This is a genomic window from Spirosoma arcticum (assembly GCF_054779955.1).
The window spans coordinates 459584-485390 of record NZ_BAAGXG010000002.1 but is presented as its reverse complement, the minus strand read 5'-3'; the positions used below and the strand labels follow the sequence as shown (position 1 = coordinate 485390).

The 25807-nt window shown below is 54.9% G+C and carries 22 protein-coding genes; 14 read left to right on the top strand and 8 right to left on the bottom strand.

From position 1 onward, the window contains the following. Window positions 1-65: 65 nt before the first annotated feature. The 6 genes from ACYVHB_RS06515 (at window position 66) to ACYVHB_RS06490 (ending at window position 8884) form a co-directional block, all read left to right on the top strand. Window positions 66-530, top strand: a complete 465-nt coding sequence (locus ACYVHB_RS06515; protein WP_461050729.1) for a nuclear transport factor 2 family protein — start codon at window positions 66-68, stop codon at window positions 528-530. A 125-nt stretch (window positions 531-655) separates the two neighbouring features. After that, window positions 656-3835 carry a cyclic nucleotide-binding domain-containing protein gene (locus ACYVHB_RS06510; protein ID WP_461050727.1) on the top strand — a complete coding sequence of 1060 codons (3180 nt, stop codon included), beginning with the start codon at window positions 656-658 and terminating at the stop codon, window positions 3833-3835. A gap of 49 nt (window positions 3836-3884) precedes the next feature. Then, complete coding sequence (locus tag ACYVHB_RS06505) at window positions 3885-5264, top strand: ATP-binding protein (protein ID WP_461050725.1); 1380 nt, start codon at window positions 3885-3887, stop codon at window positions 5262-5264. A 37-nt stretch (window positions 5265-5301) separates the two neighbouring features. Beyond that, window positions 5302-7389 (top strand): tetratricopeptide repeat protein, encoded by a 2088-nt coding sequence (locus tag ACYVHB_RS06500; RefSeq protein WP_461050723.1) that lies wholly within the window; start codon window positions 5302-5304, stop codon window positions 7387-7389. A 74-nt stretch (window positions 7390-7463) separates the two neighbouring features. Further along, window positions 7464-7841 carry a response regulator gene (locus tag ACYVHB_RS06495; RefSeq protein ID WP_461050721.1) on the top strand — a complete coding sequence of 126 codons (378 nt, stop codon included), beginning with the start codon at window positions 7464-7466 and terminating at the stop codon, window positions 7839-7841. Further along, entirely contained in the window at window positions 7838-8884 is a 1047-nt protein-coding gene (locus ACYVHB_RS06490) for an adenylate/guanylate cyclase domain-containing protein (RefSeq protein WP_461050719.1), read from the top strand. The genes ACYVHB_RS06495 and ACYVHB_RS06490 overlap by 4 nt, the downstream gene beginning before the upstream one ends. Window positions 8885-8887: 3 nt before the next feature. Here ACYVHB_RS06490 and ACYVHB_RS06485 read toward each other — a convergent pair whose 3' ends face one another. Beyond that, entirely contained in the window at window positions 8888-9958 is a 1071-nt protein-coding gene (locus ACYVHB_RS06485) for a hypothetical protein (protein WP_461050717.1), read from the bottom strand. A gap of 141 nt (window positions 9959-10099) precedes the next feature. Here ACYVHB_RS06485 and ACYVHB_RS06480 point away from each other — a divergent pair, with 141 nt between their 5' ends. From ACYVHB_RS06480 to ACYVHB_RS06460, 5 genes are all read left to right on the top strand, one after another. Beyond that, a complete protein-coding gene (locus ACYVHB_RS06480) occupies window positions 10100-11290 on the top strand; it encodes a putative sugar nucleotidyl transferase (protein WP_461050715.1) in 1191 nt (396 codons plus the stop codon). A gap of 62 nt (window positions 11291-11352) precedes the next feature. Then, window positions 11353-12486 carry a DNA polymerase III subunit gene (locus tag ACYVHB_RS06475; RefSeq protein ID WP_461050713.1) on the top strand — a complete coding sequence of 378 codons (1134 nt, stop codon included), beginning with the start codon at window positions 11353-11355 and terminating at the stop codon, window positions 12484-12486. A gap of 104 nt (window positions 12487-12590) precedes the next feature. After that, a complete protein-coding gene (locus ACYVHB_RS06470; RefSeq protein WP_461050711.1) occupies window positions 12591-13124 on the top strand; it encodes an ATP-dependent zinc protease family protein in 534 nt (177 codons plus the stop codon). A gap of 15 nt (window positions 13125-13139) precedes the next feature. Beyond that, entirely contained in the window at window positions 13140-14048 is a 909-nt protein-coding gene (gene rimK, locus ACYVHB_RS06465) for a 30S ribosomal protein S6--L-glutamate ligase (RefSeq protein ID WP_461050709.1), read from the top strand. 92 nt (window positions 14049-14140) lie between these two features. Beyond that, window positions 14141-14692, top strand: coding sequence for a hypothetical protein (locus ACYVHB_RS06460; protein ID WP_461050707.1), 552 nt, complete (start codon window positions 14141-14143; stop codon window positions 14690-14692). 6 nt (window positions 14693-14698) lie between these two features. On the opposite strand, the gene ACYVHB_RS06455 is transcribed toward ACYVHB_RS06460, so the two are convergent. Beyond that, a complete protein-coding gene (locus tag ACYVHB_RS06455; RefSeq protein ID WP_461050706.1) occupies window positions 14699-15601 on the bottom strand; it encodes a ChaN family lipoprotein in 903 nt (300 codons plus the stop codon). Between the two features lie 83 nt (window positions 15602-15684). Here ACYVHB_RS06455 and ACYVHB_RS06450 point away from each other — a divergent pair, with 83 nt between their 5' ends. The 3 genes from ACYVHB_RS06450 to ACYVHB_RS06440 all read left to right on the top strand — a co-directional run bounded on the left by ACYVHB_RS06450 (window position 15685) and on the right by ACYVHB_RS06440 (window position 19360). Beyond that, on the top strand, window positions 15685-17082 hold the full coding sequence (locus ACYVHB_RS06450; RefSeq protein ID WP_461050704.1) for a sensor histidine kinase: 1398 nt from the start codon (window positions 15685-15687) through the stop codon (window positions 17080-17082). An 87-nt stretch (window positions 17083-17169) separates the two neighbouring features. After that, window positions 17170-18831 carry an NAD(P)/FAD-dependent oxidoreductase gene (locus ACYVHB_RS06445; RefSeq protein WP_461050703.1) on the top strand — a complete coding sequence of 554 codons (1662 nt, stop codon included), beginning with the start codon at window positions 17170-17172 and terminating at the stop codon, window positions 18829-18831. Between the two features lie 52 nt (window positions 18832-18883). Further along, on the top strand, window positions 18884-19360 hold the full coding sequence (locus tag ACYVHB_RS06440) for a hypothetical protein (RefSeq protein ID WP_461050702.1): 477 nt from the start codon (window positions 18884-18886) through the stop codon (window positions 19358-19360). A gap of 8 nt (window positions 19361-19368) precedes the next feature. Here ACYVHB_RS06440 and ACYVHB_RS06435 read toward each other — a convergent pair whose 3' ends face one another. The 6 genes from ACYVHB_RS06435 to ACYVHB_RS06410 all read right to left on the bottom strand — a co-directional run bounded on the left by ACYVHB_RS06435 (window position 19369) and on the right by ACYVHB_RS06410 (window position 25754). After that, window positions 19369-20454 carry a lipase family protein gene (locus ACYVHB_RS06435; RefSeq protein WP_461050701.1) on the bottom strand — a complete coding sequence of 362 codons (1086 nt, stop codon included), beginning with the start codon at window positions 20452-20454 and terminating at the stop codon, window positions 19369-19371. A 51-nt stretch (window positions 20455-20505) separates the two neighbouring features. Continuing rightward, the gene (locus tag ACYVHB_RS06430; protein ID WP_461050699.1) at window positions 20506-21423 is read right to left on the bottom strand and encodes a phospholipase A; all 918 of its coding nucleotides are present in this window, start codon (window positions 21421-21423) and stop codon (window positions 20506-20508) included. 136 nt (window positions 21424-21559) lie between these two features. Next, window positions 21560-23830, bottom strand: a complete 2271-nt coding sequence (locus ACYVHB_RS06425) for a TonB-dependent receptor (protein ID WP_461050697.1) — start codon at window positions 23828-23830, stop codon at window positions 21560-21562. A 79-nt stretch (window positions 23831-23909) separates the two neighbouring features. Then, the gene (locus tag ACYVHB_RS06420) at window positions 23910-24347 is read right to left on the bottom strand and encodes a nuclear transport factor 2 family protein (RefSeq protein ID WP_461050695.1); all 438 of its coding nucleotides are present in this window, start codon (window positions 24345-24347) and stop codon (window positions 23910-23912) included. Window positions 24348-24416: 69 nt separating this feature from the next. Beyond that, window positions 24417-24926 carry an RNA polymerase sigma factor gene (locus ACYVHB_RS06415; protein ID WP_461050693.1) on the bottom strand — a complete coding sequence of 170 codons (510 nt, stop codon included), beginning with the start codon at window positions 24924-24926 and terminating at the stop codon, window positions 24417-24419. A 333-nt stretch (window positions 24927-25259) separates the two neighbouring features. Continuing rightward, complete coding sequence (locus ACYVHB_RS06410; RefSeq protein ID WP_461050691.1) at window positions 25260-25754, bottom strand: hypothetical protein; 495 nt, start codon at window positions 25752-25754, stop codon at window positions 25260-25262. Window positions 25755-25807: the final 53 nt, after the last annotated feature.

Below are 25807 nucleotides of genomic sequence, written 5' to 3'. Positions count from 1 at the left end.
CTCCCGTTACCTTTAGGTCTGAGCTTAACAGTCTCCGCGTCCGGCTTGCGGCAAAAACGAAACAAATGCACCCTAACCAGCAGTTACTCACGTCGTTTTACGAAGCTTTTCAACGGAAGGACTTCGCCACCATGCAGGCTTGTTACGCCGACGATGCCGTATTTACGGATGCCGTGTTTCAAAACCTCAATGCCAGCCAGGTGCGGACGATGTGGGAGATGCTCATCCGGCGGGGAAACGATCTGGAACTGACTTTCTCAAACGTTGACGCCAACGATACAACCGGTTCCGCAGTCTGGACGGCCACGTATACATTCAGCCAAACCAAACGCCGGGTTGTAAACCACGTCAAGGCCAGTTTTGCCTTTAAGAATGGCAAGATCAGCCAACATACCGATCATTTTGATTTTTACAAATGGTCGAGACAGGCGCTTGGACTTTCGGGCTTATTGCTGGGCTGGACGGGCTTTCTTCAGAGGAAAGTGCAGCAAACGGCGTTGAAAAGCCTGACTAATTACATGAAGAAATAGCCGATTCGTTAAGCTGCGGGAGTGAGTCAGCCGCCGACCGAACTAACTTTTTGCCAAAGCTACTGTCGGCGGCTTTGGCCGTAGGTGCGTATATTTGACCATAAATTGCGCCGTTAACGCTACCCATGAACGTCGGAACCGCCCCGTCCTCTGCTTCTACTTCGTCACTCGCTCAGCGCTGGCAACGGGCACTGGGCGTCCGCCCGGACGAAGCCCACACGGTCAGGTTGTTTTTTATCCATAATTTTCTGTTGGGCATCGGCACCATACTGGTCTATGTGGCGGCTAACGCCATTCTGCTCGAAAATCAGCCCGAAACCAGCTTACCCATTGCCTACTTAGCGTCGGCGGCAGCAATGGTCGCCGTTGGCAAACTGTACGGCTATTATGAGCATCATCTGCTCTTGAGCAGCTTAGCCACGCGGGTCCTGCTAACCGTTATCGTTATGACCGTTGTGGTAGGTGCCTTAGTGGCGTTTGGCCATTCGGTGGCGGCTGCCGTAGCGATCATGGTTGGCTACCGGGTCGTTTATTTACTCACTAATCTTGAGTTCTGGGGTGTGTCGGCGGTCGTGTTCGACACGCGTCAAAGCAAGCGCTTGTTCAGCGTTATCAGCTCGGGCGACATGCCCGCCAAAGCGCTGGGAGCGATTCTGGCCGCTTTCGTACACGCTCACACGGGAATTTTACTCCTGGTTCTGGTTGCGTTCGGTGCGTTTCTGGCCGCCTTTTACACCCTTCAACAAACCATACAGTCCCACGAAGTTCATGCAGCCCACCGGCCAGCACGGGCTATTCGGCGCGAACCGTCGCGATTGGTTGGACAGCAGTTTGGCGGTAGTGATCTCATTTTTCTGATGTGCCTGAGTTTAGCGGCTCTGGCTGCCGTTGCCATTGAGATCGAATACAATTTTTTCGTCAACGTGAAACACCGGTTTCATGACCAATCCGACGTAATTACCTACGTCAGCATTGTACTCGCCCTGACGTACGGAGTAGCGATGCTGGTCAAGCTGCTGTTATCCGGCGCGTTACTCGACAAGTTTGGGGTGCGCCGGTCTCTGTTACTGCTGCCGCTGGTAGCGTTAGTCGGACTGGTTGGACTGATTGTCGTCCGGTGGATTGGGGCCGGAGAGACGGTGCTCTTAGTATATTTCTGCATCCTCTATTTAGTATTCGAGGTGGTACGCCGGTCGCTGTTCGACCCGGTATTTCTGGTCCTGTTTCAACCCTTGTCGCCCCCACAGCGGCTGAAAGGCCACACGCTGGCGAAGGGCCTTTATGAGCCGCTCGGACTGGGGCTGGCGGGGCTGATGATCCTGGCGATGCACAGCCATCCAGCCCTCGCCACCGCAATGCCCTTCGTCTGGATCACCCTGCTGGGTGGGGCGCTTTATTTGCTGCGCCGGACGTATCGGCACTACATGCATGAGTTGAACGACGCCATTGGCCGCCGGTTTCTGGAACGCGACCAGTTAGCGATGCCAACAGCCGCCAAAACAACCATGCTTCATCAACTCAGTAGCAATAACCCGACGGAAGTTGTTGCCGCACTCGGCTGGCTCGGTACCCACAGCCCCGATGAGCTTCACGGGCAACTACCGACGCTGCTCCAGCATGCCGACGCGACAGTGCGTCGCCGGACGCTGGCCTTGCTGACGGATCACAACCGGGCGGTTCCGCGTCAGCTTACCCACGTTGCACTGACCGATGCCGAACCGGCCCTGCGCGAACAGGCCGCTTACCTGCTCGGACGACGGATCAGCGCGGAACCCGGCGAACTGGCTCCGCTGCTGAATCATACCGACCTCAGTATTCGGCAGGGGGCGATCCGGGGCGTTCTGGAACTGAATCCGCACGACCCGGCCGGTCAATACAGCCTGACCGGGCTGGCTAACGACCCGGACCCACTCCGGCAGGAAATAGCGCTGAAGCTCATTGGTGCACTGCATTTGACCAATTTTGCCCCGGTGGTGAACCAGCGGCTAAGCAGCCCCAATAATACGCTGAGCAAAGCGGCCATTGCTGCAGCCGGGCAGTTGCCCGACCCTGAACTGACGCGTTTTCTGGTAGCGCACCTGACCGACAAGGGCATTGGCCGGGCCGTGGTAAATGCGCTGAAAACACGGGGGAGCGACGCCGTTCCCCTGATGCGGGCGGCATTGTCGACCACAAACCGGCTGCTGACAGAACGGATTGCGGCCATCTGTGGCACCATCCGCACGCCCGAGAGCCGCCAGTTGCTGAATGAGTTAGCCAGCCAGCCAGACTTGACGATACGGGGCGCGGCACTGCGGGCACTGCGCCGTTTCCCAAACATAACGACCGACGACGCCCTGTTCCGAACCTTGCTGAACGAGGAAATAGCCCTGGCGCACCGGTTGTTGCACGGCAGTCTGACAAACTCCGATCTGACCAGTACGCTCGATTATGAACTAACGGTACTGCTTCAACGACTGTTCGACGTGCTAACGCAGTTATACGACTCCGAAACCATCGTCGGGGCCAGACTTGGGGTCGGCCATCCGGCCCGCGAACGGCGGGCGAACTCGCTCGAGCTGCTCGACAACCTTATTCCAAGGACCGTTTACCAAACGATGCAGGTACTGATCGACGACCTGCCCCTGCCCGAAAAAGTTAGAATGCTGGATGCCGAACTCGGTCCGTTTGACAAGTCCGAATCCATCCGGTCTTTCATTGGACGCACGGGTGAAGCTGTTTTTTCGGCCTGGACGGTCAGTGTAGTGCTGCGCAGTTTGCCCCCCGCCGATGCCGCGCTGGTCCGTCAGTCCCTGTACTCTCAATCTCGTACGTTATCTCCCCTGCTCATGGATCATTCCACCGGCCATCAGAATCACATTCCTGACTATGACCGGGTACTGCTACTGGCCCAAACCCCTTTGTTTTCGCAAACGCCCGAAAATGTATTGGCCAGCATCACACCGATTATGAAAGAGGAACAACACGAAGCGGGCGAAACGATTTTCAACAAAGGCGACCTGGGCACGGCACTCTACGTCATTTACGCGGGCGAGGTCAGCATCCGCGATGGCGACACGGAACTGGCCCGCTTCGGTCGGGGCGACTTCTTCGGTGAACTGGCCCTGCTCGATACCGAAGCCCGGTCGGCCAGTGCCGAAGCCATCACCGACCTGCGGTTGCTGCGGTTGGATCAGGATGACTTTTTCGACCTGATGGAAGAGCGGGGCGAGGTGTTGCGCAGTATCGTCCGGAGTTTGTCGGGGCGCATCCGTCGGCAAAATGAGTTGCTGGCTGGGCGAACCACGACGCGGGCAGATAATTAATGCAGTATTTGTGTTAATTTGACCAGCAAACCTACACCTTCCTACAGCCATGTCAATTCCCGACGGAATAGGAACCGTTGTCATTGCTGCCTTAATGCTGCAATACCTCCGGCGGTTTCTGGACACGCAGACCCGAATGCCCGACTGGGACCACATCCTGAAACGAGTGTGGCCAGCCGCCGGTATCCTCATCGGTATTCTTGCTGTATTGAAAATAGAGCAGGCGTCAACAGTTTGGCTGTGGCTGGCGGTGGGGGCGATTATCGGCTACACGATCTGGCGGGCCTGGGAGTACCGACCAGCCCGAACCATTGCCCTGGCCTTCGCGCCATTCATTTTGACTACGATACTGAGTGAATTGATCGAGCAGATTGCACCCGGTTTCTACAAAGCGTCGGGCGACTATTTTGAGTCTGGGATAGGGTTCTCATTTGTCTGGCTGATTACGTTCGCCATTATCGCATCGAGGCAGAAGAAGTCGGTAGAAAAAGAACAGATAGAACGTGAACAGGAAGCCGAAAAACGCCGGTTGGTTGAGTTTCAAAACGCCGAACTCGAACGCCTGGTAGCCGCGCGGACCGCCGAAATTACCAGTCAAAAAGAAGAGTTAGAACATGCCATCGCCGAATTGAGAATGACCCAAACTCAGCTCATTCAGTCGGAGAAGATGGCCAGCCTGGGCGAACTGACCGCCGGCATCGCCCACGAGATCCAGAACCCCCTCAACTTCGTCAACAACTTCTCGGAGGTCTCCGTCGAACTCATCGACGAACTCACCGACGAACAACTCAAACCCAACCGAGATGCCGACCTGGAAGCCGACCTGCTGGCCGACCTCAAACAAAACCTCCAGAAGATCACCCAGCACGGCAGCCGGGCCTCCTCCATCGTGCGGGGCATGCTCCAGCACTCAAGGGCCAGCACCGGACAGCGCGAGCCGACCGACCTCAACGCCCTCTGCGAGGAGTACCTGCGGCTGGCCTACCACGGCCTGCGGGCCAAAGACAAGACCTTCAACGCCCACTTCACCACTGATCTGGATGCCAACTTAGGCCTGGTCACGGTGGTATCGCAGGACCTGGGGCGGGTGCTGCTCAACCTCTTCACCAACGCCTTCTATGCCGTGCAGCAGAAAAGTGGGCAAGCTGGAGCACTGACTGGTTTAAATTATCAACCAACCGTTCAGGTTCAGACGCGCTGCAAAGACGGCCAGGCTATAATCCGGGTCATCGACAATGGTATTGGCGTTCCTGATTCAGTCCGGCAAAAGATCTTTCAACCGTTTTTCACCACCAAGCCCACCGGCGAGGGCACCGGATTGGGGCTGTCGCTGGCCTACGACATTGTCACCAAAGGCCACAATGGCACATTAACGGTGGAAAGTCAGGAAGGAAAAGGTACGACGTTCACCATTGCGTTACCGGCCTAATGACCTGCTTATGCTGATAACATCGCGTTACCGAGTCATGCTGACTGCCCTCATTATGGTGCTGTTTGCCCCCACCCTGCTGGCACAGTCAATCACCGACAGTTTGCAGCGATGGCTGGCTACTCACCCTAAAGCCGACACGGGCCGCGTCAACCGACTGATTGCGCTGGCGCAGGCGATCCGCCCGGACGATTACGCGGAGTCCCTGTTGCAGGCGCAGGAAGCGCTGACGCTGGCGCGAAAACTGAGCTATCCTGTCGGCGAAGCGAAGGCGATGCTGGCGCTGGGGGTGGCCTACGGCGACCGCAACGATTACACGATGGCCGTTCAAACCCTAACCCAGGCCCGCCAACAGTTCGGACGACTGGGCGACCGCGTTGGGGCGGCCCGCGTACAGGGTCAGTTGGGCTGGATCGACACGCAGCGGGGCAACTACGTACCGGCCCTCACCGTGGGCCTACATTGCCTCAACTTAGCTAAGGAACTGGGCGATTCGGTACTCCTTCGGCAAACTACGGTCCGGCTCGCTATGCTCTACAGTCTGCTTGGTGACTACGACCAGGCCCTGCGCTACTACTCCACCGCACTCGATGGGCTGAAACAGTCGGGCGAAGAAGCTAATATTAGCCGGGTTCTGAACGGCATGGGTGAGCTTTACCGCCATCAGGGCGATTTGCGTCGGGCCGCGCGGTACTACAACAAAGCTATCCGGCTGGCCCAACGGTTAGACAACGCCGGACTGCGGGCCGAAGCCGAAAGTAATCTGGCCGCTGTGGAGGTGGAGGAAGAGATGTATGAGCAGGCGCTGCTTACCGGCCACCGGGCCTTACGGGTGATGCTGGCAAAAGGCGGCTACGAAGTGATTGCCTGGACACAAATTGTCTTGAGCCGGGCACACCTGCAGATCGGCCGGGCTGACAGCGCCATCTACTACGCCCGGCAGAGCTGGAATCTGAGTCGGCAAATTGGCTACCGGGAAGCCACCCGCGACGCCAGCAATATATTGGCCAAAGCCTATGCAAAAACGGGTAATTACCGGCATGCCTACGAATTCAACCAGGTTTATCAGGCCTACGAAGATACCCTGTCGGGACGGCAGACAAGGCAGCAGGTATCCTTATTGCAACAAAACGCTTACGCGGCTGAGCGAAAAGCGCAGGCTGCGCTTCGCCGGGAGGAGAGCCGACGCCAGCAGCAGTGGCTCATCACCGCCCTGATCAGCGTCGTGCTGCTGGCCGCCCTGGCCACCATACTGTGGCGCAGCTATCGACGGCAACAGCGGGCGAACGAGCAACTTCGCGAGCAGCAGGCCCGGCTGAAGGCCACGCAAAACCAGCTCATTCAGTCGGAGAAGATGGCCAGCCTGGGCGAACTGACCGCCGGCATCGCCCACGAGATCCAGAACCCCCTCAACTTCGTCAACAACTTCTCGGAGGTCTCCGTCGAACTCATCGACGAACTCACCGACGAACAACTCAAACCCAACCGAGATGCCGACCTGGAAGCCGACCTGCTGGCCGACCTCAAACAAAACCTCCAGAAGATCACCCAGCACGGCAGCCGGGCCTCCTCCATCGTGCGGGGCATGCTCCAGCACTCAAGGGCCAGCACCGGACAGCGCGAGCCGACCGACCTCAACGCCCTCTGCGAGGAGTACCTGCGGCTGGCCTACCACGGCCTGCGGGCCAAGGACAAGACCTTCAACGCCCACTTCACCACTGACCTGGATGCCAACTTAGGCCTGGTTACCGTCGTGTCACAGGACCTGGGGCGGGTGCTGCTCAACCTCTTCACCAACGCCTTCTATGCCGTGCATCAAAAGCAGAAACAAATTGGACTATCGGTTGGAGCTGCCAGTTACCAGCCTACCGTTCAGGTGCAGACGCGGTACGTGACTGGGGACGGTCAGGCTCAGATTAAAGTGATTGACAATGGCACGGGCATGCCCGAAGCACTGAAAACCAAAATTTTCCAACCCTTCTTCACTACCAAGCCCACCGGCGAAGGCACCGGATTGGGGCTGTCGCTGGCCTACGACATTATCACGAAAGGTCACCTGGGCACGCTCGACGTACAGAGTCGGGAAGGCGAAGGCACCGAGTTTATCATTAGATTGCCTGCATAGACAAACCCGTTTGATACGTTTGCGTAACCCTTCTCCATCAAAACGCTTATTTCTATAATGACATAATTATGCTTATGAAAATTTTAGTTGTCGACGACGAAATCGACGTGAAAGACCTCTTTGAACAGCGGTTTCGGCGCGAAATCCGAAGCGGTGAGTTTGCGCTTACGTTTGCCAACTCGGGCGAAGAAGCCCTGACGTATTTAGCCAACCGCCCCTCCGAAGTAGTCCTGATTCTGTCGGACATCAACATGCCGGGCATGAGTGGGTTTGAACTATTGCGGCATATTCGGTCCGACTTTAACGCCCCGCCCCCGCCCGTTGTCATGATGATTACCGCCTACGGTGACCCCGACTCGCAGCAGCAAGCCGTGCAGTTGGGTGCTAACGACTTCCTGACCAAACCGCTCGACTTTACCGTTCTCAAGGAAAAACTGCGCAGCATCGCATGAAGGCAAAAATATTGGTGGTCGATGATGAAACCGATCTTGAACTGCTCATAAAGCAGAAATTTCGGCGGCAGATCCGCGAAAAACAGTACGAGTTCCTGTTTGCCCACGACGGCGAAGAAGCGCTGGTTGTGCTCGATCAAAACCCTGACATCGATATGGTGCTGACCGACATCAACATGCCCGGCATGGATGGGCTGACGCTTTTGGTCAAGCTGCACGAGGCTAATCCAATGCTTAAATCGGTCATTGTATCAGCCTACGGCGACATGGACAACATCCGCACCGCTATGAATCGGGGGGCGTTCGATTTTATCACCAAGCCGGTTAACTTCGAAGACCTCGAAGTGACGATGCAGAAAACGATGCAGCACGTTGCCCAGCTTCGGCAAACGCTCCAGGCCATCAAGGAAAACGATATTTTGCGCATGTACGTCGATGAATCCGTGCTGGCTTTCATGAGTCGGTCCGAATTTGAAACGTCGCTCTCGGCCAGTGAAACGGTTACGGCTACGGTCATGTTTATCGACATTTGCGGATTCACGGCCATTGCCGAGCGAGAAACCGCCGACACGGTTGTGAAGCTGGTTAACCGTTATTTCGACGTGATGGTGAAAGAAATTATTGCGCAGGGTGGCCACATCGACAAGTTCATGGGCGATGCCGTGATGGCCGTATTCCGGGGCGAGTACCACCTCGACCGGGCCATTGAAGCGGGCTTGGGCGTTCGGGCGCAGATTGCTACCGTCGAAGACACTCTGCCCAACCATCCCAACTATCACCCGCAGGTAGCCATTGGCATCAATACCGGGGAAATGGTTTCGGGTAATATTGGCTCCCGAACCCTCCGGCGATTAGATTACACCGTCATCGGCGACGTCGTCAATATGGCGCAACGGCTTCAGACCGCAGCCCGTGCGGGTCAGGTCGTCATTACAGAATCGGCTCAGCAGAACGTAGCCGAGTCATTCACCTGCGAACGAATTGGCGAGGTAACGCTCAAGAACAAAGCGGTTCCGGTTGTGATTTATGATGTGGTTGGATAATCATTACGACGCGGTGCTACCTCCCAGCGTCAAATATTCCAGTACCAGCGCCCAGCAATGCGCTTCGCACTGCCAGCGCATTTGGGTAAACGACCGGTCGGCCCAACGGCGTACAATTGGTTGCTCGTAGGCCGTTAGTAAACCGGCGATGAAGAAGTGAAACGTGCTGAAATCCTGCTCAATGTCGGCTACCTCAATCACGGGCGGGCGCTCGCCCAGCCGGAGCAGCGATGTATTCAGCACAAGTTGCTCCATGCGGTTTGTCGCTTTCGTTAACAGATGTCGGGCATCAGCGACCAGGCGCGGGCGAATGGAAGCCAGTTCGGGCGGATCGAACGCGGCTATCAACCGCGTCAGGTGATAAATAATCAGCGAAGTTCGGGCATAGTGGGGTGCACAGCGAAACGGCTCCGACACGTACCGACCCGATTCCACCACCGCCCGCAGGTACGTTAGCGAGTCGGCTCTGTGCTGATCCAGAGGCACACCATACTGGTATAAACAGTACAACATATTGCTCATCGCGCAGGCGTCGAAGTCGATGCCCATGTTCTTGCCAAACCAGGTCGAATAGGCCCGCAGGTGGCGGTAGTCGGCAAACGTCGTTTGAATTCGCCGGGTGGTGCCGTTGGCGTGCTGCGCCAGTTTGGTTTTCAACCAGTTAAGTTCGTCAGGACGGTCGGCCGCTGCCGTTGGCTGGGTGGTAAGGTACACCATCGCCGTGTCGTCAATGTCGTCGGGAATGCGAAAATGATCGAAGTGGCGGAACAGATAACCGTTCGGAAAGTGCTGTGAGGGACGCGTGGGCCAGAAATTATACGTGCCCAGGCCGTCTTTGTTGCGAAACAGCGGGTAAGCCGCAACAGCACGTTCCTGAATTTGGTCAATTAACCGCTGCGACTCGGGCGAAATCACCGGACGCAGTTGCCGGAGCGTAAACACGGTGATGGCCGTGAAAAACACGTTTGTGTCGGGACGCCGGTACCCAATAGCCGGGTTGCTGCGCACCGACGGAAACAGACCGGCGTCCGTCTGTAAATCAGCAATGCGTTGGATGAGGGCGTCAGTGGTCAAAGGCTAAATTAATTCGTCCGTAAATTTTGGCAAAGTTAAACCGAACCGCATAGGTCGAACCGCGTAGGTGTTGCCAACGTTGATACGTTGCCATTTTTCAGATTAAGCCTGCATCTTTGCCGCCTGACTTGAGCGTACCTGATGTCCAACTTAATTTTATTTGACGACCCGGCCATCCGCGCGGCCTTATTACCCTTCACGTTTACACGACCCGTGGCGGGTATTCGTATTGGTATCCAGACGGTGGCCGGGAAATGGGCTGACTCGCTCGGCTCAACGCCTTCGTTTCTGACGGAATCGTATTTGCAGACTAAATTTTCGCAAACAGCCGGAGTTGATAATCTATACGTAAACGGAGCCGTTTGTCCGATGCCCGCCCTCACTGAGCGGTTGAAGGCGCTGAAGACAGGCGAAAGTCTAATTTCGCCCGGTGGTTTACTGCTCGCCCTGCGCACCGCTCACACGGCTACCGATGCTGCTCGACTGCCTCATTTGCCCCAACATACGCACACCTTCACCGGCACACTAACTATCGTGAAGCACCCGTGGGATATTTTTGTGCAGAATGGCGACCAGATCCGCGCCGATTTTGCCCGTATTACCGCTAACCGTGAATCGCAACCGCTTACGGACCCGTTTACCCGATGTTACGCGCCCGAAAACATATTTGTGGAACCCGGCGCTACGATCCGGGCCTCCATTCTCAATGCCGAGGGTGGCCCCATTTACATTGGCCGTAATGCCACCATCAGTGAAGGCTCTATTGTGATTGGACCCTTTGCACTTGGCGAAGGATCTACCGTGAACTGGGGTGGCAAAATGCGCAGCAACACCACCATCGGGCCGTTTTGTAAGGTAGGCGGGGAAGTCGGAAACTCCATCTTTTTCGGCTACAGCAATAAGGCCCATGACGGTTTTTTGGGGAATTCGGTCATTGGCGAATGGTGTAATTTAGGAGCTAATGTCAACAATTCGAACCTCAAAAACGATTATACCAACGTCAAGCTTCACAGTTACCCAACCGGACAACTTGAAGACACCGGTCGCATTTTCTGCGGATTGATGATGGCTGATTTTACGAAGGCCGGTATCAGCACTATGTTCAACACGGGCACGGTCGTGGGGGTTAGCAGCAACGTGTTCGGGGGTGGGTTTCAGCCGAAGCACATCCCCTCATTTTCGTGGGGTGGGGCCACCGACGGCTTCACCACTTACCGAATCGACAAAGCGCTGCAAGTGGCCCGCGAAGCGTTCAACCGCCGGAACAAAGCGTTCGATGCGGTGGAGGAAGGGGTTTTGAAAGCGATTTATTTAATGATGAATGATAAGTGATGAATGCGCTCGCAAGGCATATCATTCATCACTTATCATTCATCGTTCATCATTAGTAAGACGTGCAATTCTCCGAAATCATCGGTCACGACGATACCAAGCAGATGCTGCTGCGGGCGGTGCAAACCAATCACTTAGCCCACGCGCTGCTATTCGACGGCCCACCGGGCAGTGCTAATCTCGCATTGGCACTGGCGCTGGCGCAGTATGTTAACTGCGAAGACAAACTACAGAGCGATTCCTGCGGGCGGTGCGCATCCTGTGTGAAAATCCAGAAGTTTGTCCACCCGGACCTGCACATGGTGTTCCCGGTAGCCAACTTAGCGAAAGGAAAAACGTCGGAAGCGTATCTGACCGACTGGCGCAAATTCCTGCTCGATCAGCCCTACCGCACCTTAGGCGACTGGCTCGAAACGGTCGGGGCCGATAATAAGCAGGGCAATATATCGGCCGAAGAAGCCCGGAACATTCTGCAAACGCTGTCACTGAAAGCATACGAGGGCGCCTACAAGATCATGCTCATCTGGCTCCCGGAGTTGATGAACGGGACATCGGCTAACGCACTGCTGAAGGTACTGGAGGAGCCACCCGTACAAACACTTTTCCTGTTGGTAACGAACCAGCCCGACAAATTGCTCATCACGATCCTGTCGCGGACGCAGCGAGTGGCGGTGCGGGCGTTTACGGACGAGGAGGTAGCCACGCATTTACGCCAGCACCTGAATGTCGACGAAACCATTGCCCGGCGCGTGGCTTACCTGAGTGATGGTGATTTGTCGATGGCACTGAAACTTGGTCAGCAGGAAGACGCTGGCACTTCGGCGTCGGGTCAGCATACGTGGTTTGCCGAGTGGATGCGAATGTGCTACCGGCAGGATTTGCTTGGGTTGGTTAAACAGGCCGACCAGTTCGATGGTTTCAGCAAGGAAAAGCAGAAGGGCTTGCTCGACTACAGCATCCGGCTCTACCGCGATCTGTTTTTGTGGCAGCAGGGAGCCGGTGCATTGCTGCGCCTGCCCGATGATGAACTGGCATTTGTAAAGAATTTTTCCAAAGTGCTAACCAGTACGCATATCGAACACATTGTTGCCGATCTCAACGAATCGGCCTATCACCTCGAACGCAATGCCCGCGCCAAAATGATTATGCTCGATATGTCACTCACGTTCAGTCGATTGATCAAAACTAAGTTGTAAAGTAGTGTTTAGGTGTTTTAGTGTGTACGTGTCTTGTGCTTGCAGCTCTACACAAAAACTTATACACTCAAACACTGAAACACCCGCCGTGAAACCGCACATCCATGAAACCCAAGCAGATCATCGGCATGACGGACATTGTTGACTTTCCTGATCTGGGACTGTTCGATGTGCAGGCAAAAGTTGATACAGGCGCATTTACGTCGTCGCTGCACTGCAAAAAAGTCAGGTTAGTGCGGGTGGGGCTTCGGACTAAATTAAGTTTCTGGCTAATTGACAAAACCGGCGAGCCTGCCCGCAAGTTCTATAGCGATGAGTTCAGCGAGCGCATGATTCGTAACTCGTTTGGTGTATCCGAAAAGCGGTATGTTATCAAGACCCGTATTGTATTGTTTGGCCGCATTATTAAAGCGGAGTTTACGCTTGCCGACCGGGAACGGCTCAAAAACCCAGTGCTATTGGGCCGCAAATTGCTCCGCAACCGATTTATCGTCGATGTATCGCAGCGGAATTTGTCTTATCAACTAAAGGCATTCGGTCAGTCAGTGAGTAAAGCGAGTCAGTCAGTAGCTGACTACATCGGCGAACCGGCAGCAGCACAGGACACGCCAGCCTTCACTGACCTCCCAACTCATTGACTCACTACCGAACTAATGCGTATTGCCATTTTATCGGCCAATCCGGCTTTATATTCCACGAAACGACTCCTCGAAGCCGCCAATCAGCGTGGCCACGAAGGTGTTTTGGTAAATCATTTGAACTGCCAAGTTATGATTGAAGGTGGCAATCCTTCGGTACTCTACGAAGGCCGCAACCTGGAACCCTTCGACGCCATCGTGCCCCGAATCGGTGCATCCGTTACTGATTATGGATGCGCCATTGTTCGCCAGTTTGAGATGATGAAAGTGTTTACAACGGCTAAATCGCAGGCCATCATGCGCTCGCGTAACAAACTACGGAGTTTGCAGGTGCTGTCGAAAGCCGGCGTTGGATTGCCAAAGACGGTGTTTGCCAATCATCCCAAAAATGGCAGCGTCACCCAATTGATTGAGTTAGTTGGCGGGCCGCCTGTCGTGATCAAACTGCTGGAAGGTACCCAAGGGATCGGCGTGGTGCTGGCCGAAACGACCAAAGCTGCCAAATCGACCATTGAGGCCTTCTACGGCTTAAAAAAGCATGTATTGGTGCAGGAGTTTGTGGCCGAAGCCAAAGGGGCCGACATCCGGGCTTTCGTCATTGGCGGACGCGTGGTGGGTGCCATTCGTCGGCAGGGCGTGGAAGGCGATTTTCGCTCGAACCTGCACCGGGGTGGTAACGCCGTCGCCGTAACGTTGACCGCCGATGAGGAAAAAACGGCCATTGAAGCAGCCCGCGCCCTGGGTCTGAAAGTGGCTGGGGTCGATATGCTGCCCTCTGACCGGGGGCCGTTGGTACTCGAAGTCAACTCATCGCCGGGGCTGGAAGGCATTGAAACGGCCACCGGTGTCGACGTAGCCTCCGAAATCATCGCTTACATCGAAGACAAAATCCGAACCGACGAAGGCGATATGGTGGGCGTTTAAAAATGATGATGAATGGTGAACGCACTGCGATGCATTAATTTGCCGATCATTCATGCGCTTCGGCGGACCGATTTATTTTTCATCATTATTTTATGCCTCTCGACCCTGACCTAAAAAAAGCAATTGTCCACATGCCAGGTGTGGAAAAGGATAAGCTGTTGCTTCGGCTGATCGCCAAAGATCCGATCTTAGGCGAAAAGCTCCAGTTTGAACTGGTTGAACGGGGACAGACCGTTGACGACCGACGCGAATTGATCCGGGCGTTTATCCACCGGACGGCCGCTCTCAATGCCGATACGCCCGGCTGGCTAATGATGGACATGCGCACCGTTAGTGGCTATATCAGCCGCCATTTGAAGGTAACAAAAGACAAATACGGCGAGGTCGATCTGATGCTTCACATGCTCAACACCTTCTACGACCACAACGCGCACCTGCTCCACAAATACAATTCGCGCTCCGACAAGTGTGCCCAATACATTGCCAAGCGAACCGATCAGGTGCTTAAAAAAGCCAGTAAACTCGATCCTGACTACCACATCGAATTCGCCGATGGAATCAACAAACTGCTACAGTGGGTACACGGCAACGCCCCGGCCCACTACGCCCGGCAGTTGGGCCTGCCCAAGGAATGGGTGATGTGAGTGTTTTCAGTACGTCTTGGTCATGTCGGCGGGAATTGCCAGCACGAAATCGCCGAGGTTGCGACTTTCAGCGGCAGGCTTGTCGGGATCAGCTAACTCGACCGACGAGAGCGTCATAATTTTCAAATCAGGCCGCCCCTTGTGTAAGTACCAACTGATGCCCTCGAAATTCTTGGAGTGGTAATCGCCGTTGAAGTGCAACGCGGTTTGGTCTGGTTTCAGGTTTTGCAGAATAAAGTGAGCCATTGTCGCATCTTTAATAGCCTGAGCGCGGGCAAAATTAGCTGCGGCATCACCGCTGCCATGCGGGTTAGGCTGTTTACTGTCGGTTCCGTGGGCTGACCCCATCATCTCCAGCATAGCCTGATAGCCGGGCAGCGTCAGGTCGACGGTGAGGGGCAACGGAGCCATCTGGCGTTTAGCCGTATCAGGCAACGTATCGAGCGCGGCCAATCCCTGGCGCGACACTAAACTGGCGTACCGGCGCGGTACATTCGTGGCCACGAAGAGAATTTTCCGGTCGCGGGCCAGATCGACAAGCGGTTTGTAGTCCGTGTCGAAATTAGGCCATAGCCGGGCCTGTTTGGCCAGTTCGCTGCTGGTGGTGCGGCCCTGCACGTAGTCACTGAGGGCGGTTTGATTGTCGGCTTCGAACATTTCAGCGCCCAGCACAAGGTTGCCCCCTTTCAATGCGGCTAAATCCCTCGTCAGTTGCAGTTCGAGCCAGTGGCAGATGGGATTGTTATGCAACTCACCAAACAGTACCACATCCGCATCGGCGGCTTGCCTGAGCAGTTTGGCATAGGTCGTTGATTTTAACTTAGCATCGTAAAGTCGGTACGCGGGGCGGTCGGGACCGGAACGAAATGAAAAAGACAGCAGGCAAAGCAAAACCAGAGAAAGACGCATAGAGTCGGCAGGTCGGTTAATCTGGTAACTAATCCCATTCTTAATTAGTTACCCGTCTGTACGCAACAAGCTCTCCCCGCCCAATGACTTTGCTTGAATCGCTCCATCTGTTTCCTGCCTTTGCAACCGTGCCCGACGAGCAGCTTCAGTGGCTTATCGACCGCTCCGAGGAACAGTCGTTTCCGGCGAACCACGTCGTCAGTAAACCCGGCGATGTAGTAGATCACTTGACATTAGTGCTCGATGGCCGGATCGTGATCGACAGTGGACAGAACGGCTCGGGTGATGATATTGCCCGGTTTGAGCCGCACTCGTTCCTGGGTGTTTTACCCTTTTCGCGGCTCCGCGAAATCCGGAACCGGGTCATCACCGACGCCCCGACGCGGGTGCTTCAACTCCACCGCGACCACCTGCGCGAGTTGACCCAAACCAATTATGAACTGACCCAGGCGCTCGTTCAGCAAATGACGACCCGCGTTCGGGACTATACGCGCCAGACCCAGCAGGAAGACAAAATGGCGTCGCTGGGGCGGCTGTCGGCGGGGCTTGCTCACGAACTGAACAATCCCGTAGCGGCCGTTGTCCGCTCGGCCGATACGCTCAAAGAACACATGCGGGCCACGCCCGACGGCTTCAAGGCCATTATGCACCTCAGCCTGACCGACGAGCAGGTAGATTCGGTGAACGACGCTTTCTTCAGCAAAGTCGACCAAAAGTCGGCAAACGGTGGAATAGTGAGGCCGTCGCTGCTGGAGCGAACGACGCTGGAAGACGACGTAACCGACTGGCTCGACGATAATGGCATTGATGACTCGGTAGACCTGGCTGGGCCATTGGTTGAATTTGGATTCACAACGGACGATCTGGACGGGATTCTGGACAAGATTGGCGACGATAATCTGGCGGGTGTGCTGGGCTGGTTAGTCAATAATTTAGTGACCGAGAAGTTAGTTATGGACATCAGCGAAGCGTCTAAACGAATTTCGACGCTGGTTGGCTCCATCAAAAACTACACCCACATGGACCGGGGGGCGGGTAAGGAACGGGTTCCGCTTACGGAAGGAATCCGTAATACGCTGACGCTGCTGGATCACAAACTTCGCCGTAAACACATTGCGGTGACGCTCAACCTGCCGAACGATTTGCCAGAAGTATGCGGCTGGCCCGGCGAACTAAACCAGGTCTGGACCAACCTCATCGACAACGCCATCGACGCCCTGCCCGACGGGGGACAGCTCAGCATCAGCAGTGAACCGGACCGCGAGTTTGTACTGACGAAAATTACTGACAATGGACCGGGCATACCGGAAGACATTCGCGATAAAATATTTGAGCCATTTTTTACGACTAAAGAAATAGGTAAAGGCACCGGGCTTGGTCTGGACATTGTCCAAGGCGTGGTGAAACACCACAACGGCTCCATCAACGTGAAATCGAAGCCGGGCGAAACTGTGTTTAGTGTGTGCTTACCTATCGAATGAGTGAAAAACTTCGGCAATCGCTCATTCACTCCGCTTCGGCGGTCCAGTTTCGCTATTCGCTTATTCACTCTTTCACTCATTTGATGTATGAAACTCCCCATCATTTTTTCCATCGACGACGACCCGCAGGTGTTGCAGGCCATTCAGCACGATTTGCGGCAGCAGTACCGAAAACGATACCGAATCATGTCGACGACTTCAGCCCGCGAAGCACTCGATTCGCTGACCGAGCTCAAGAAGAAGGGGGAAGAGGTAGCCCTGTTCCTCTCCGACCAGCGGATGCCCGACATGACCGGCGTCGAGTTTCTGATTGAGGCCCGCAAGGTATTCCCAGTTGCCAAACGTGCCCTCCTGACGGCCTATTCCGACATCGACGCGGCCGTGCGGGCCATCAATGAAGTGCAGTTAGACTACTACATTGCCAAGCCCTGGGACCCACCGGAGGAGAAGCTCTATCCCGTGGTCGATGATCTGCTCAGCAACTGGCAGTCGGACTACCGACCCGGATTTACCGGCCTGAAGCTGATCGGTTATCAGTTTTCGCCCCGTTCGCACGAATTGAAAGATTTCCTGTCGGGCAACCTGATGCCGTATCAGTGGCTCAACATCGAAAGTGATCCCGAGGCTCAGGCCCTGCTCGATCTGCACGGACTGACGAACAACGATCTACCCGTTGCTGTTCTGGAAGACGGTACGGCCATGGTGCAGCCCAGCATTCAGGAAGTTGGGGCGCAAATGGGCCTGAGTCCAACGGCATCCGAATCGCTCTACGATCTGGCCATCATTGGCGCGGGTCCGGCCGGGCTCGCGGCAGCGGTCTACGGCGGTTCAGAGGGATTGAAGACTATTCTGGTTGATAAACGTGCGCCGGGTGGCCAGGCTGGAACCAGTTCCCGCATCGAAAATTACCTCGGTTTTCCGGCCGGGCTGAGCGGGGCCGAACTCACCAAGCGGGCCATTACGCAGGCTACGCGCTTCGGGGTGGAGTTTCTGGCCCCCCAGGAGGTCACATCCATTGAGTCCAAGGGGCAGTACAAATACATTCACATGGCCGATGGTAGTCAAGTTGTGACGCGGGCCATTGTGCTCAGCACGGGGGTGTCGTACCACAAATTGGACAACGAAAGTCTCGACCGGTTTTCGGGGGCGGGCGTGTATTACGGCGCGGCTACGACTGAAGCGTTTGCCTTCAAAGAGCAGCCGGTGTACATCGTGGGTGGGGGCAATTCGGCCGGGCAGGGGGCCATGTACCTCTCGCGGACGGCCTCGGACGTGTACATCTGCGTCCGGCGGCCCGACCTCTCCGAAACCATGTCGCAGTACCTGATCGACCAAATTGATAAAACACCCAATATTCACGTCCTCGGCTGCACGGAAGTGGTAGAAGCGCTCGGCAAGGAGCGGTTGGAGTGTTTAGTGCTGGAGAATATGGACACCCACGAACGGCGGACGGAAAAGGCGGGCGGGCTGTTTGTTTTCATCGGCACCAAACCCCTCACCGACTGGATAGAAATGGACATCATCAAGGATCCGAAAGGTTTTATTGCCACCGGCCGCGACCTCGGCAAATACGCCGAGTACAAAAAAGTGTGGAAACATAACCGCGAACCGTACCTGCTCGAAACGTGTAGCCCCGGCATTTTCGCGGCTGGCGACGTGCGGGCGGGGGCCATGAACCGCGTTGCATCGGCGGTGGGCGAAGGGGCAATGGCAGTGAGTTTCGTGCACAAATATTTGGCTGAGAGTTAATCGGCTGGGCATACGTCCAGTGACCGACCTGACCAATATATTAAGACTCAATATGAAGACGACAATCCTGTATGGCCCTATTTGGGCTTCCGTAGTTACAATGTTCCTGCTAAGTAGCTGCGGTGACCGTTCCAGCCAAACTAAAACCGAAACAACGTCTGACTCTACAGTCGCATCTCAAACGAGTGCTGTCTGTTATCGGCAGGTGGTAGGACGCGACACGACGAGCGTCCGTTTGGTCATTGACGGATCGTCGGTGACGGGTGAACTGGCCGTGCTGCCCGCCGAAAAAGACCGGGCGCAAGGCTCCATCAGCGGTACACGAACCGGCAGCCAGATCGTGGCCGACTGGCAGCGGTCGGGTGAGGGCGTGACGCAAGTTCACGAAGTAAATTTCACAATGGTCGGCGACTCGCTGCTATGGCGCGAAGGCGAACGAACCGAAAAACAAGGCAAATGGATATTGGCGAACCCGGATCAGGGGTTTCAATATAAACTGACGAAAGTTAACTGCGCCCCTCTGCCCTGAACGGCTCGTCACTTCAACCGATTGGCGAGGAACAAATAGGGCTTCAGAAAGTGGTTCTTGAACAAAATTTTCGGGTCGTCGGGGAACTGCTGATAATACGTTTCATCGGCATCCAGCACAATGGTTTGGCCAGCCCGTACAAAATGACTACTATTGAAATAAGCGGGTTTCTGGTAGTCAGGCAGGTTTTTCTGCACGGCCCGTTCCATATAACCGCCGAGAAACCGCTGATACTGCTTTTGGGCTTTTCGGCTGGGTTTATCCATTTTTTTAAAGACGTAGTTGAGCGCAATGCGGTTGAAAAACTTCTGACGCCGTATTGCATTAGGAATGTTGGCAAAGGGATTTGTTAGATTAAAATCGTCGGTGGTTTGAACAGACAACGGAAATTCGGGCACCCAATCCGCTGAGTTAATCACGTTGAACGCCCAACCATTCTGCGTGGCAATTTCGTAGTCATACGCATAGGAGAGATTCCCCGGCTTAGGACCGGCAATGCAGTAAGTCTTAAAGCGCACATTGGCAGGCAGGCGACTACCCAACTGGCTGTAGAGATACGACGTCATCAAAAAAGCGATGGCTCCCCCCTGACTGTCGCCCGTAATGATGAATTCTTTGGTACCTTTCCCAACGGCCGAGTCGAGTTTGGGCATTATATCTTTGGCTAAATACGCCATGCCAATCAACCAACCGGCATGGACAGCCGCTCTTGGGTTTTTAGCTAATTTGTAAGAAAAAGTATCATTGGCACTAAGTTGGATCTGGCCAGTGGCGGGTACCATCGCTGCATAAATGTTTTCAACCCACCCAGCGGGGTCCAGCGTCGTTCCCCGGATACTGATTACGCCCACGCCGTCGTCTCGTTGCCACAATTCCCATTTATTGTCTAACCCGACAACGGGTGAGCGGTATCCACGTTTGCAGCGGACCGGATCGCCGATGGTGACGGAGTCGACGAAGCCACCCGCAACGTGTAGCATTTCGATGAACTCGGCCTTATCAAAACCGGGTTTCAGTCGGGTTGTTTGCGCCGATACAGGCTCGAAAAACAGGCAAATGGCTGTAATGAGGAAAAGAATAAATCGTGTTTTCATGAGGTAAATTATTTTTTTCTTGACCTAACCAATTGATTAATAGTTTCGATTTCAGAGCCAGTCGACCAGTGATACGGCCACCCCGATTGTCGTTTGCCGGTGGTTGTAGTCGATCAGGGTTTCGCCGTAGCCGTGCAGAATCTGGAGGTCGCCCCGCAGGTTGCCTCTTACCGGAAACGTCCAGTCGAACTGCACCTGCCCCCGGTTTTTGGCCCCGCCCCGGAGCGAATGGCTGCCGACCACGGAAAACAGATTCCGCCCGGTTCGGTAAATGACCGTGGCGTCGGCCCGGCCAATATTGTCGGCTACGGCCGGGTTTTCGTCTTCGGCATCAGGGAGCCGCAGCCACGGCCGGAGCAGCACAACCCATTTGCCTCGTTCAAATCCCGCGTGCAGGATAACCCGGTTCCAGCTTCGCGAGAGCTGTATGGCCCGCCCATTAGACTGGTGGTTGAAGGCAATGCCAAGCATCCGGGTTTTCAGGCCGAGGAACGAAAAATTCGTAGCAAAGTTGAGGATCAGCTCCGGCTCGTAATTAGTCTCCCGAAATGGGCGCGAATACGTGGTATTATAAATTTGCCAGTGCGACTTCTGGGTGTAACCAACCCACAAATCACCGTGCCTGCCAAAGATGCCCTGGAGTGCTTTGACCTTCAGGCTCAACTGCCACCGGGCTTCGTATCGGCCCAGCTTAATGTCGTTGAGTGGGTAATTGTACGCCGGGTTTTCGCTGACAGGCTTTTCGTTCGGATCGCTCGACCAGCGCCCGGCCGTCACGTACAGGGGCTTATAGGGCGTGACCCGAAATGTTCCCTTCCGGGTGGCCGAGTCGAGTTCCCAGCGGTCAGACAGGGAGCGAAAAACGGGCTTCTGAGCAAATAACGGGTCCGTCTGCGCGAACACAGCAGCGTCGGGCTGGCAGATTCCGATAAGGACGGCAAAAAGTAACGGTGTAAGTCTACGAGTCATTCGCTACGAATTAACGGGTCCTGTGCCAACCTAAATCCTGAGGCAAAGCAACTACGTAAAAATCCCGGACGCACACAACAGGCGTCCGAGATAGTATCGAATCAGCAGAATAATACGTGTTGGTAATTTAACGGCGTCAGAAGAAATACGTCAGGCTCAACCGGGCGAAAAACGGGGTGCCGGGCGTGAAGTGAATTTCTTCAACCGGAGCGGCTTCGCCCCGCAGGCGGCTCTCGGTGGCAAACTGGGTTTCTTTCCAGCGCACGTCGAACAGGTTCTGCACCGATAGGCCAAGTGTATAGTTTCGTTTGGTATAGTTGGCCTGCAAATCGTTCACGAAGTAGCCCTTCGCCACAATCGAGTTGTCTTCGTTGGCCGGGCGGTCACTAATATATCGGTAGCGCAGGGAGCCGCTCCAAGGACCGGCGTTTTGCAGCGACAGCCCACCCGTGCTGGTAAACGTGGGAGCCAGCGGCAGGTAGTTCTGCCCGGCTTCGATACCGATGGCGCGGGGCTTGGCCGTGTTCAAATCGACATCGGCGTACAAGCTTTTTGTGAGTTGATACCGCACCGAAACGTCGATACCGGACCGGCGCGTCTGTCCGCCGGGTTCCACCACACCCGCATCGCCCACGTAGACAAACTCCTGCTGCAACCACAGATACCACGCAGCCGCGTTGATAAGCAACTTCGGAAAGGGCTTAAAAATCAGCCCTAAATCAGAACCGTATGCGGGCGGCAAAATTTCCCGGCCTCCCTGCGGAACAACTACCCGCGTGTCATTGGAGTGAAAGCCGCGGCCGGTGTTGAGGTATAGTTGCAACCGGGGGTTAACCGTGTAGTAGAGATTCAATTTGGGCGAGACAATGGAGGCACTGGCCCGTTTTTTTGTCTTGACCGGCTCCAGAAAATCTTCGTACTGGCTGCGGAAGTAGTCCAACCGAACGCCCGCATTAACCGTGAAGCGGTCCGAAACCTGCACCAACTCGTCGGCGTAGACGGCCGCGTTCAGTTCGTTGATGTTGCCGAGTTGAATTGGGTTTATCGTTTCTGTACGATTCTTCGTATGTGATAATTCAGTCGGTGTCGCTCCGGCTCCCGTTATGTCGTGCCGGTACTGAGCGCCCACGGTGGTGGTCCACTGACTGCGGCCTACGTTGGTTTGCGCCGAATAGCTGCCGTTGTAGCCGAACAGGTTGCGGTGTTCTTTCTGCCGAATCTGATCGCCGTTGAGCGAGTCTTCCAGAAAAAACGTGAAGTTCGAGTACAACTCAAACTGATAGTTGCTATAGAAAAACTGATTCTTGATGATGTGGTTACGGGGCGTCACCGTCACGAGTTGCACGTTGGCATTGGTGCGGCTGGTTTCGCCCCCTTCCGACGGGTCAACGGAGCCAAAAAAGCCGGTCAACCCCGATTCGACGGCCCGGTCGGGAATTTGGCCCGAGTGGTTCCACTTGCTCCAGAACGTCGAGCCGGTCAGCGTCAGGTTGGTATTGGGCGACAGGTGACCGTGGTATTTGCCAATGACGTTCAGGCGTTTGAAATTCTGCGGATTGTCGAAATACGAATTCGTGTACGAATACTCTGATGCCACGTAAGCCGACTGGTTTTTGGCCCGGCCCCGCGATCCCAGCAAATCCAGTCCACCAACGGCCCGAAATGTGTCGAACTGCCCGGCTTCGAGCTTCACGAAACTCTTGTCCAATGCCGTGCGCGTTCGAAAATTAACCCAGCCCGCCGTAGTGAAATTGCCTTTCTCCGCGTGGTACGGTCCTTTTTTGAAATCTGCTCCTTCAACTAACTCAGGAATGACGAAGTGCAGATCAGCGTAGCCCTGCCCGTGCGCGTGCGACACCATGTTGACCGGCATGTCGTCCACCGTCAGCCGAATATCGGTGCCGTGGTCGATGTCGAAGCCGCGCAGAAAAATCTGTTCGGCTTTACCGCCCCCCGCGTGCTGCCCAATGAAAAGGCCCGGCACCAGCCGCAGAATTTCCTGCGAATTGACAATTGGTCGCAGTTTTATATCCAAACTGCTGATTAGCTGCTGGTCGTGCGCCCGCAACGACGACACCACTACTTCGCTCAGTTCAACGGATGCGGTGCTGAGCGTCGTTTTGACCGTCGTAGTCTGGTCCTCCTGCACTGTCACGTCGACCGTTTGCTGCCTGAAGCCAACGTATGACAGTTCGATTTTGTACGACGCAGCCGCCAACTCCTCAAAGCGGTACTGGCCTAACTCGTTCGTTAGGGTAGCTTTGCCGAGACTGGATAGCCGTACGTTGACCCCGCGCAGGGGTAAGTTGGTAGCCTGGTCGTAAACCGTACCAGTAATGATGCCGAGGTGCGCGAATGCGGATAGGCTGATAAACGTGAGTAATATGAAAAGTAGGGCTGTTCTCATGGGATAAAGTATTGTTAGTAAAATTTGCGCCGGTATTGACGGCAAAGGTGTTGTCGGGCTTGTTGCCCGTTTGTTCTCGTCATTTTTCCGGCTGAACACGAGTTGCCTGCCAGGCCACCACTTGCCAGCGATTATTGGCAAACCGATACATGGCAGTATGGTAGGCTCGGACCAGCATTGGCGTACCGTTCGATATGGCGTCGTAGCGAGCCAGTCCGGTTGTGACCGCGATTGTGCCGAACAGACGTGCTGATGATTCCTCTACCGTAATGGAATTGTAGCTCGTTTGGCTGGTCTCAAGGTCGCGGATGTACTGGGCTTTGTTCTGTCGCTTGCCACTCGAATGTACCCATGTCAAGTCGTCGGCCAGCATCTGGCGGAGCTTGGCTACGTCACTTGTCCGGGTAGCCTCAAACCGTGCCTGCTCAAAGGCCAGCACTGATTTGGTGGTGAGTTGAGCCGTTTGCGCCAGGCTGGACAGCGGGTAAAGAAGTAAAAGCAGAAGTATGTTTTTCATGTGTTCAACCGATTTGGAATAGTCGGTAGGTAATAACTTGATAAACGCGGTAAGCTCCGGCACGTACCATCAGCGATCAAAGAGGGGGCGTAGTCGGATCAGGGACTGACGAATCCGGGTTTTAACTGTGCCTAAGGGTAAGGCTAAGTGATCGGCTATTTCAGGGTACGAGTACCCATACCAGTAGGCCAAGTTGACGACCTGCCACTGCTGAGGTTGTAATACCTGCCGAACCAGATGCTCGACTCCAATGATGTCGGTGACGGGTAGGCAACTGGGAGTCATTGGTAAACCGATTAACTCCTGGCAAAGCGTTACGGGATTTATTTTGCGTCGCCGTAGCGCATCAAGGGCGGTGTTGCGGGCAATGTTGAAGAGCCAGTTAAATAAACCGCTCTGCTCAGAGTCATACTGCTGGAAGCGTATCCAAACCTTCACGTAAGTGTCTTGAAGTAAATCTTCAGCTTCAATGGGGTCTTTTACTATGTGGTTTATCGTACCCAGCAGTGCCACGTAATAATTGAGATAGAGTTGCTGAAAGGCCCCCCGGTCGCCTTGCCGTAATTGGATCACCAGCATTGTTTCACTGTGATGAGTGGGTATTATTTTCCGGCTGGTGTGCACCCGCGTAGGACGCATAGTGTGCTGATATGTGGTCATTTGGAGTGAGTAATTTGGTGGTGACAGACTGCTTGGAAACAAGTAGATTTCAATTTGCTAATCAGGCATCTCGGCGGCTATGATTCCTCGTATAGTTGTTGCTGTAATGACCAAGCCAGAGGGGATTGTAAAGAAGAGTCAGCCCAGGCGGGCTGACTCTTGCCCGGTATTCTGTTTTCAATTGTCAAATTTTTTACCCCCGGCCTTCGCCAAAGGGATTGATTTTAGTGGTTGTGCCTATCGGACCATTACCTAATTCTTCTTCTTTGCCGCCATCATTTTTTCGTGTTCGGCTTTCATGGTCGCCTGTTCCTTCATCATCCGGGTGTCTTCGGCCATAATGCGCTCGTCGTCGGCCTGCATCTGGGCGTGGTCTTTGGCCATCTGCTCGTCCGAAACGTCACCTTTGTCGTGACTGGTCTCAATTTCGTCGTCTTTTTGCACCATTCGGGCGTACTCACTGACTAAGGCTTTGTGTTCGGCCACCATTTTCTGGTGTTCAGCTTCGAGCGACTCGTGTTCAGGGGAGCTAACCGTCATGGCTTCATGATCGGCTATCATCGTGGAGTCATCGGCCATCATCTGGGCGTGTGACGCCTTGATTTTCTCGTGGTTGGCTTCTAACCGGGCGTGGTCCGCTTCGGCTTGTGCATTTCCGGCGCTGTCTGTTTTCGATTGGCAGGCCGTGAAAAAGATTCCGCCCGATAGTGAAGCGGCAACGCCGAGGGTAATCAGTTGATTTTTCATTGGTTTACAAGGTATATGGTGAATACAGTGAGCGGGCAATCGAAGCAATAGCA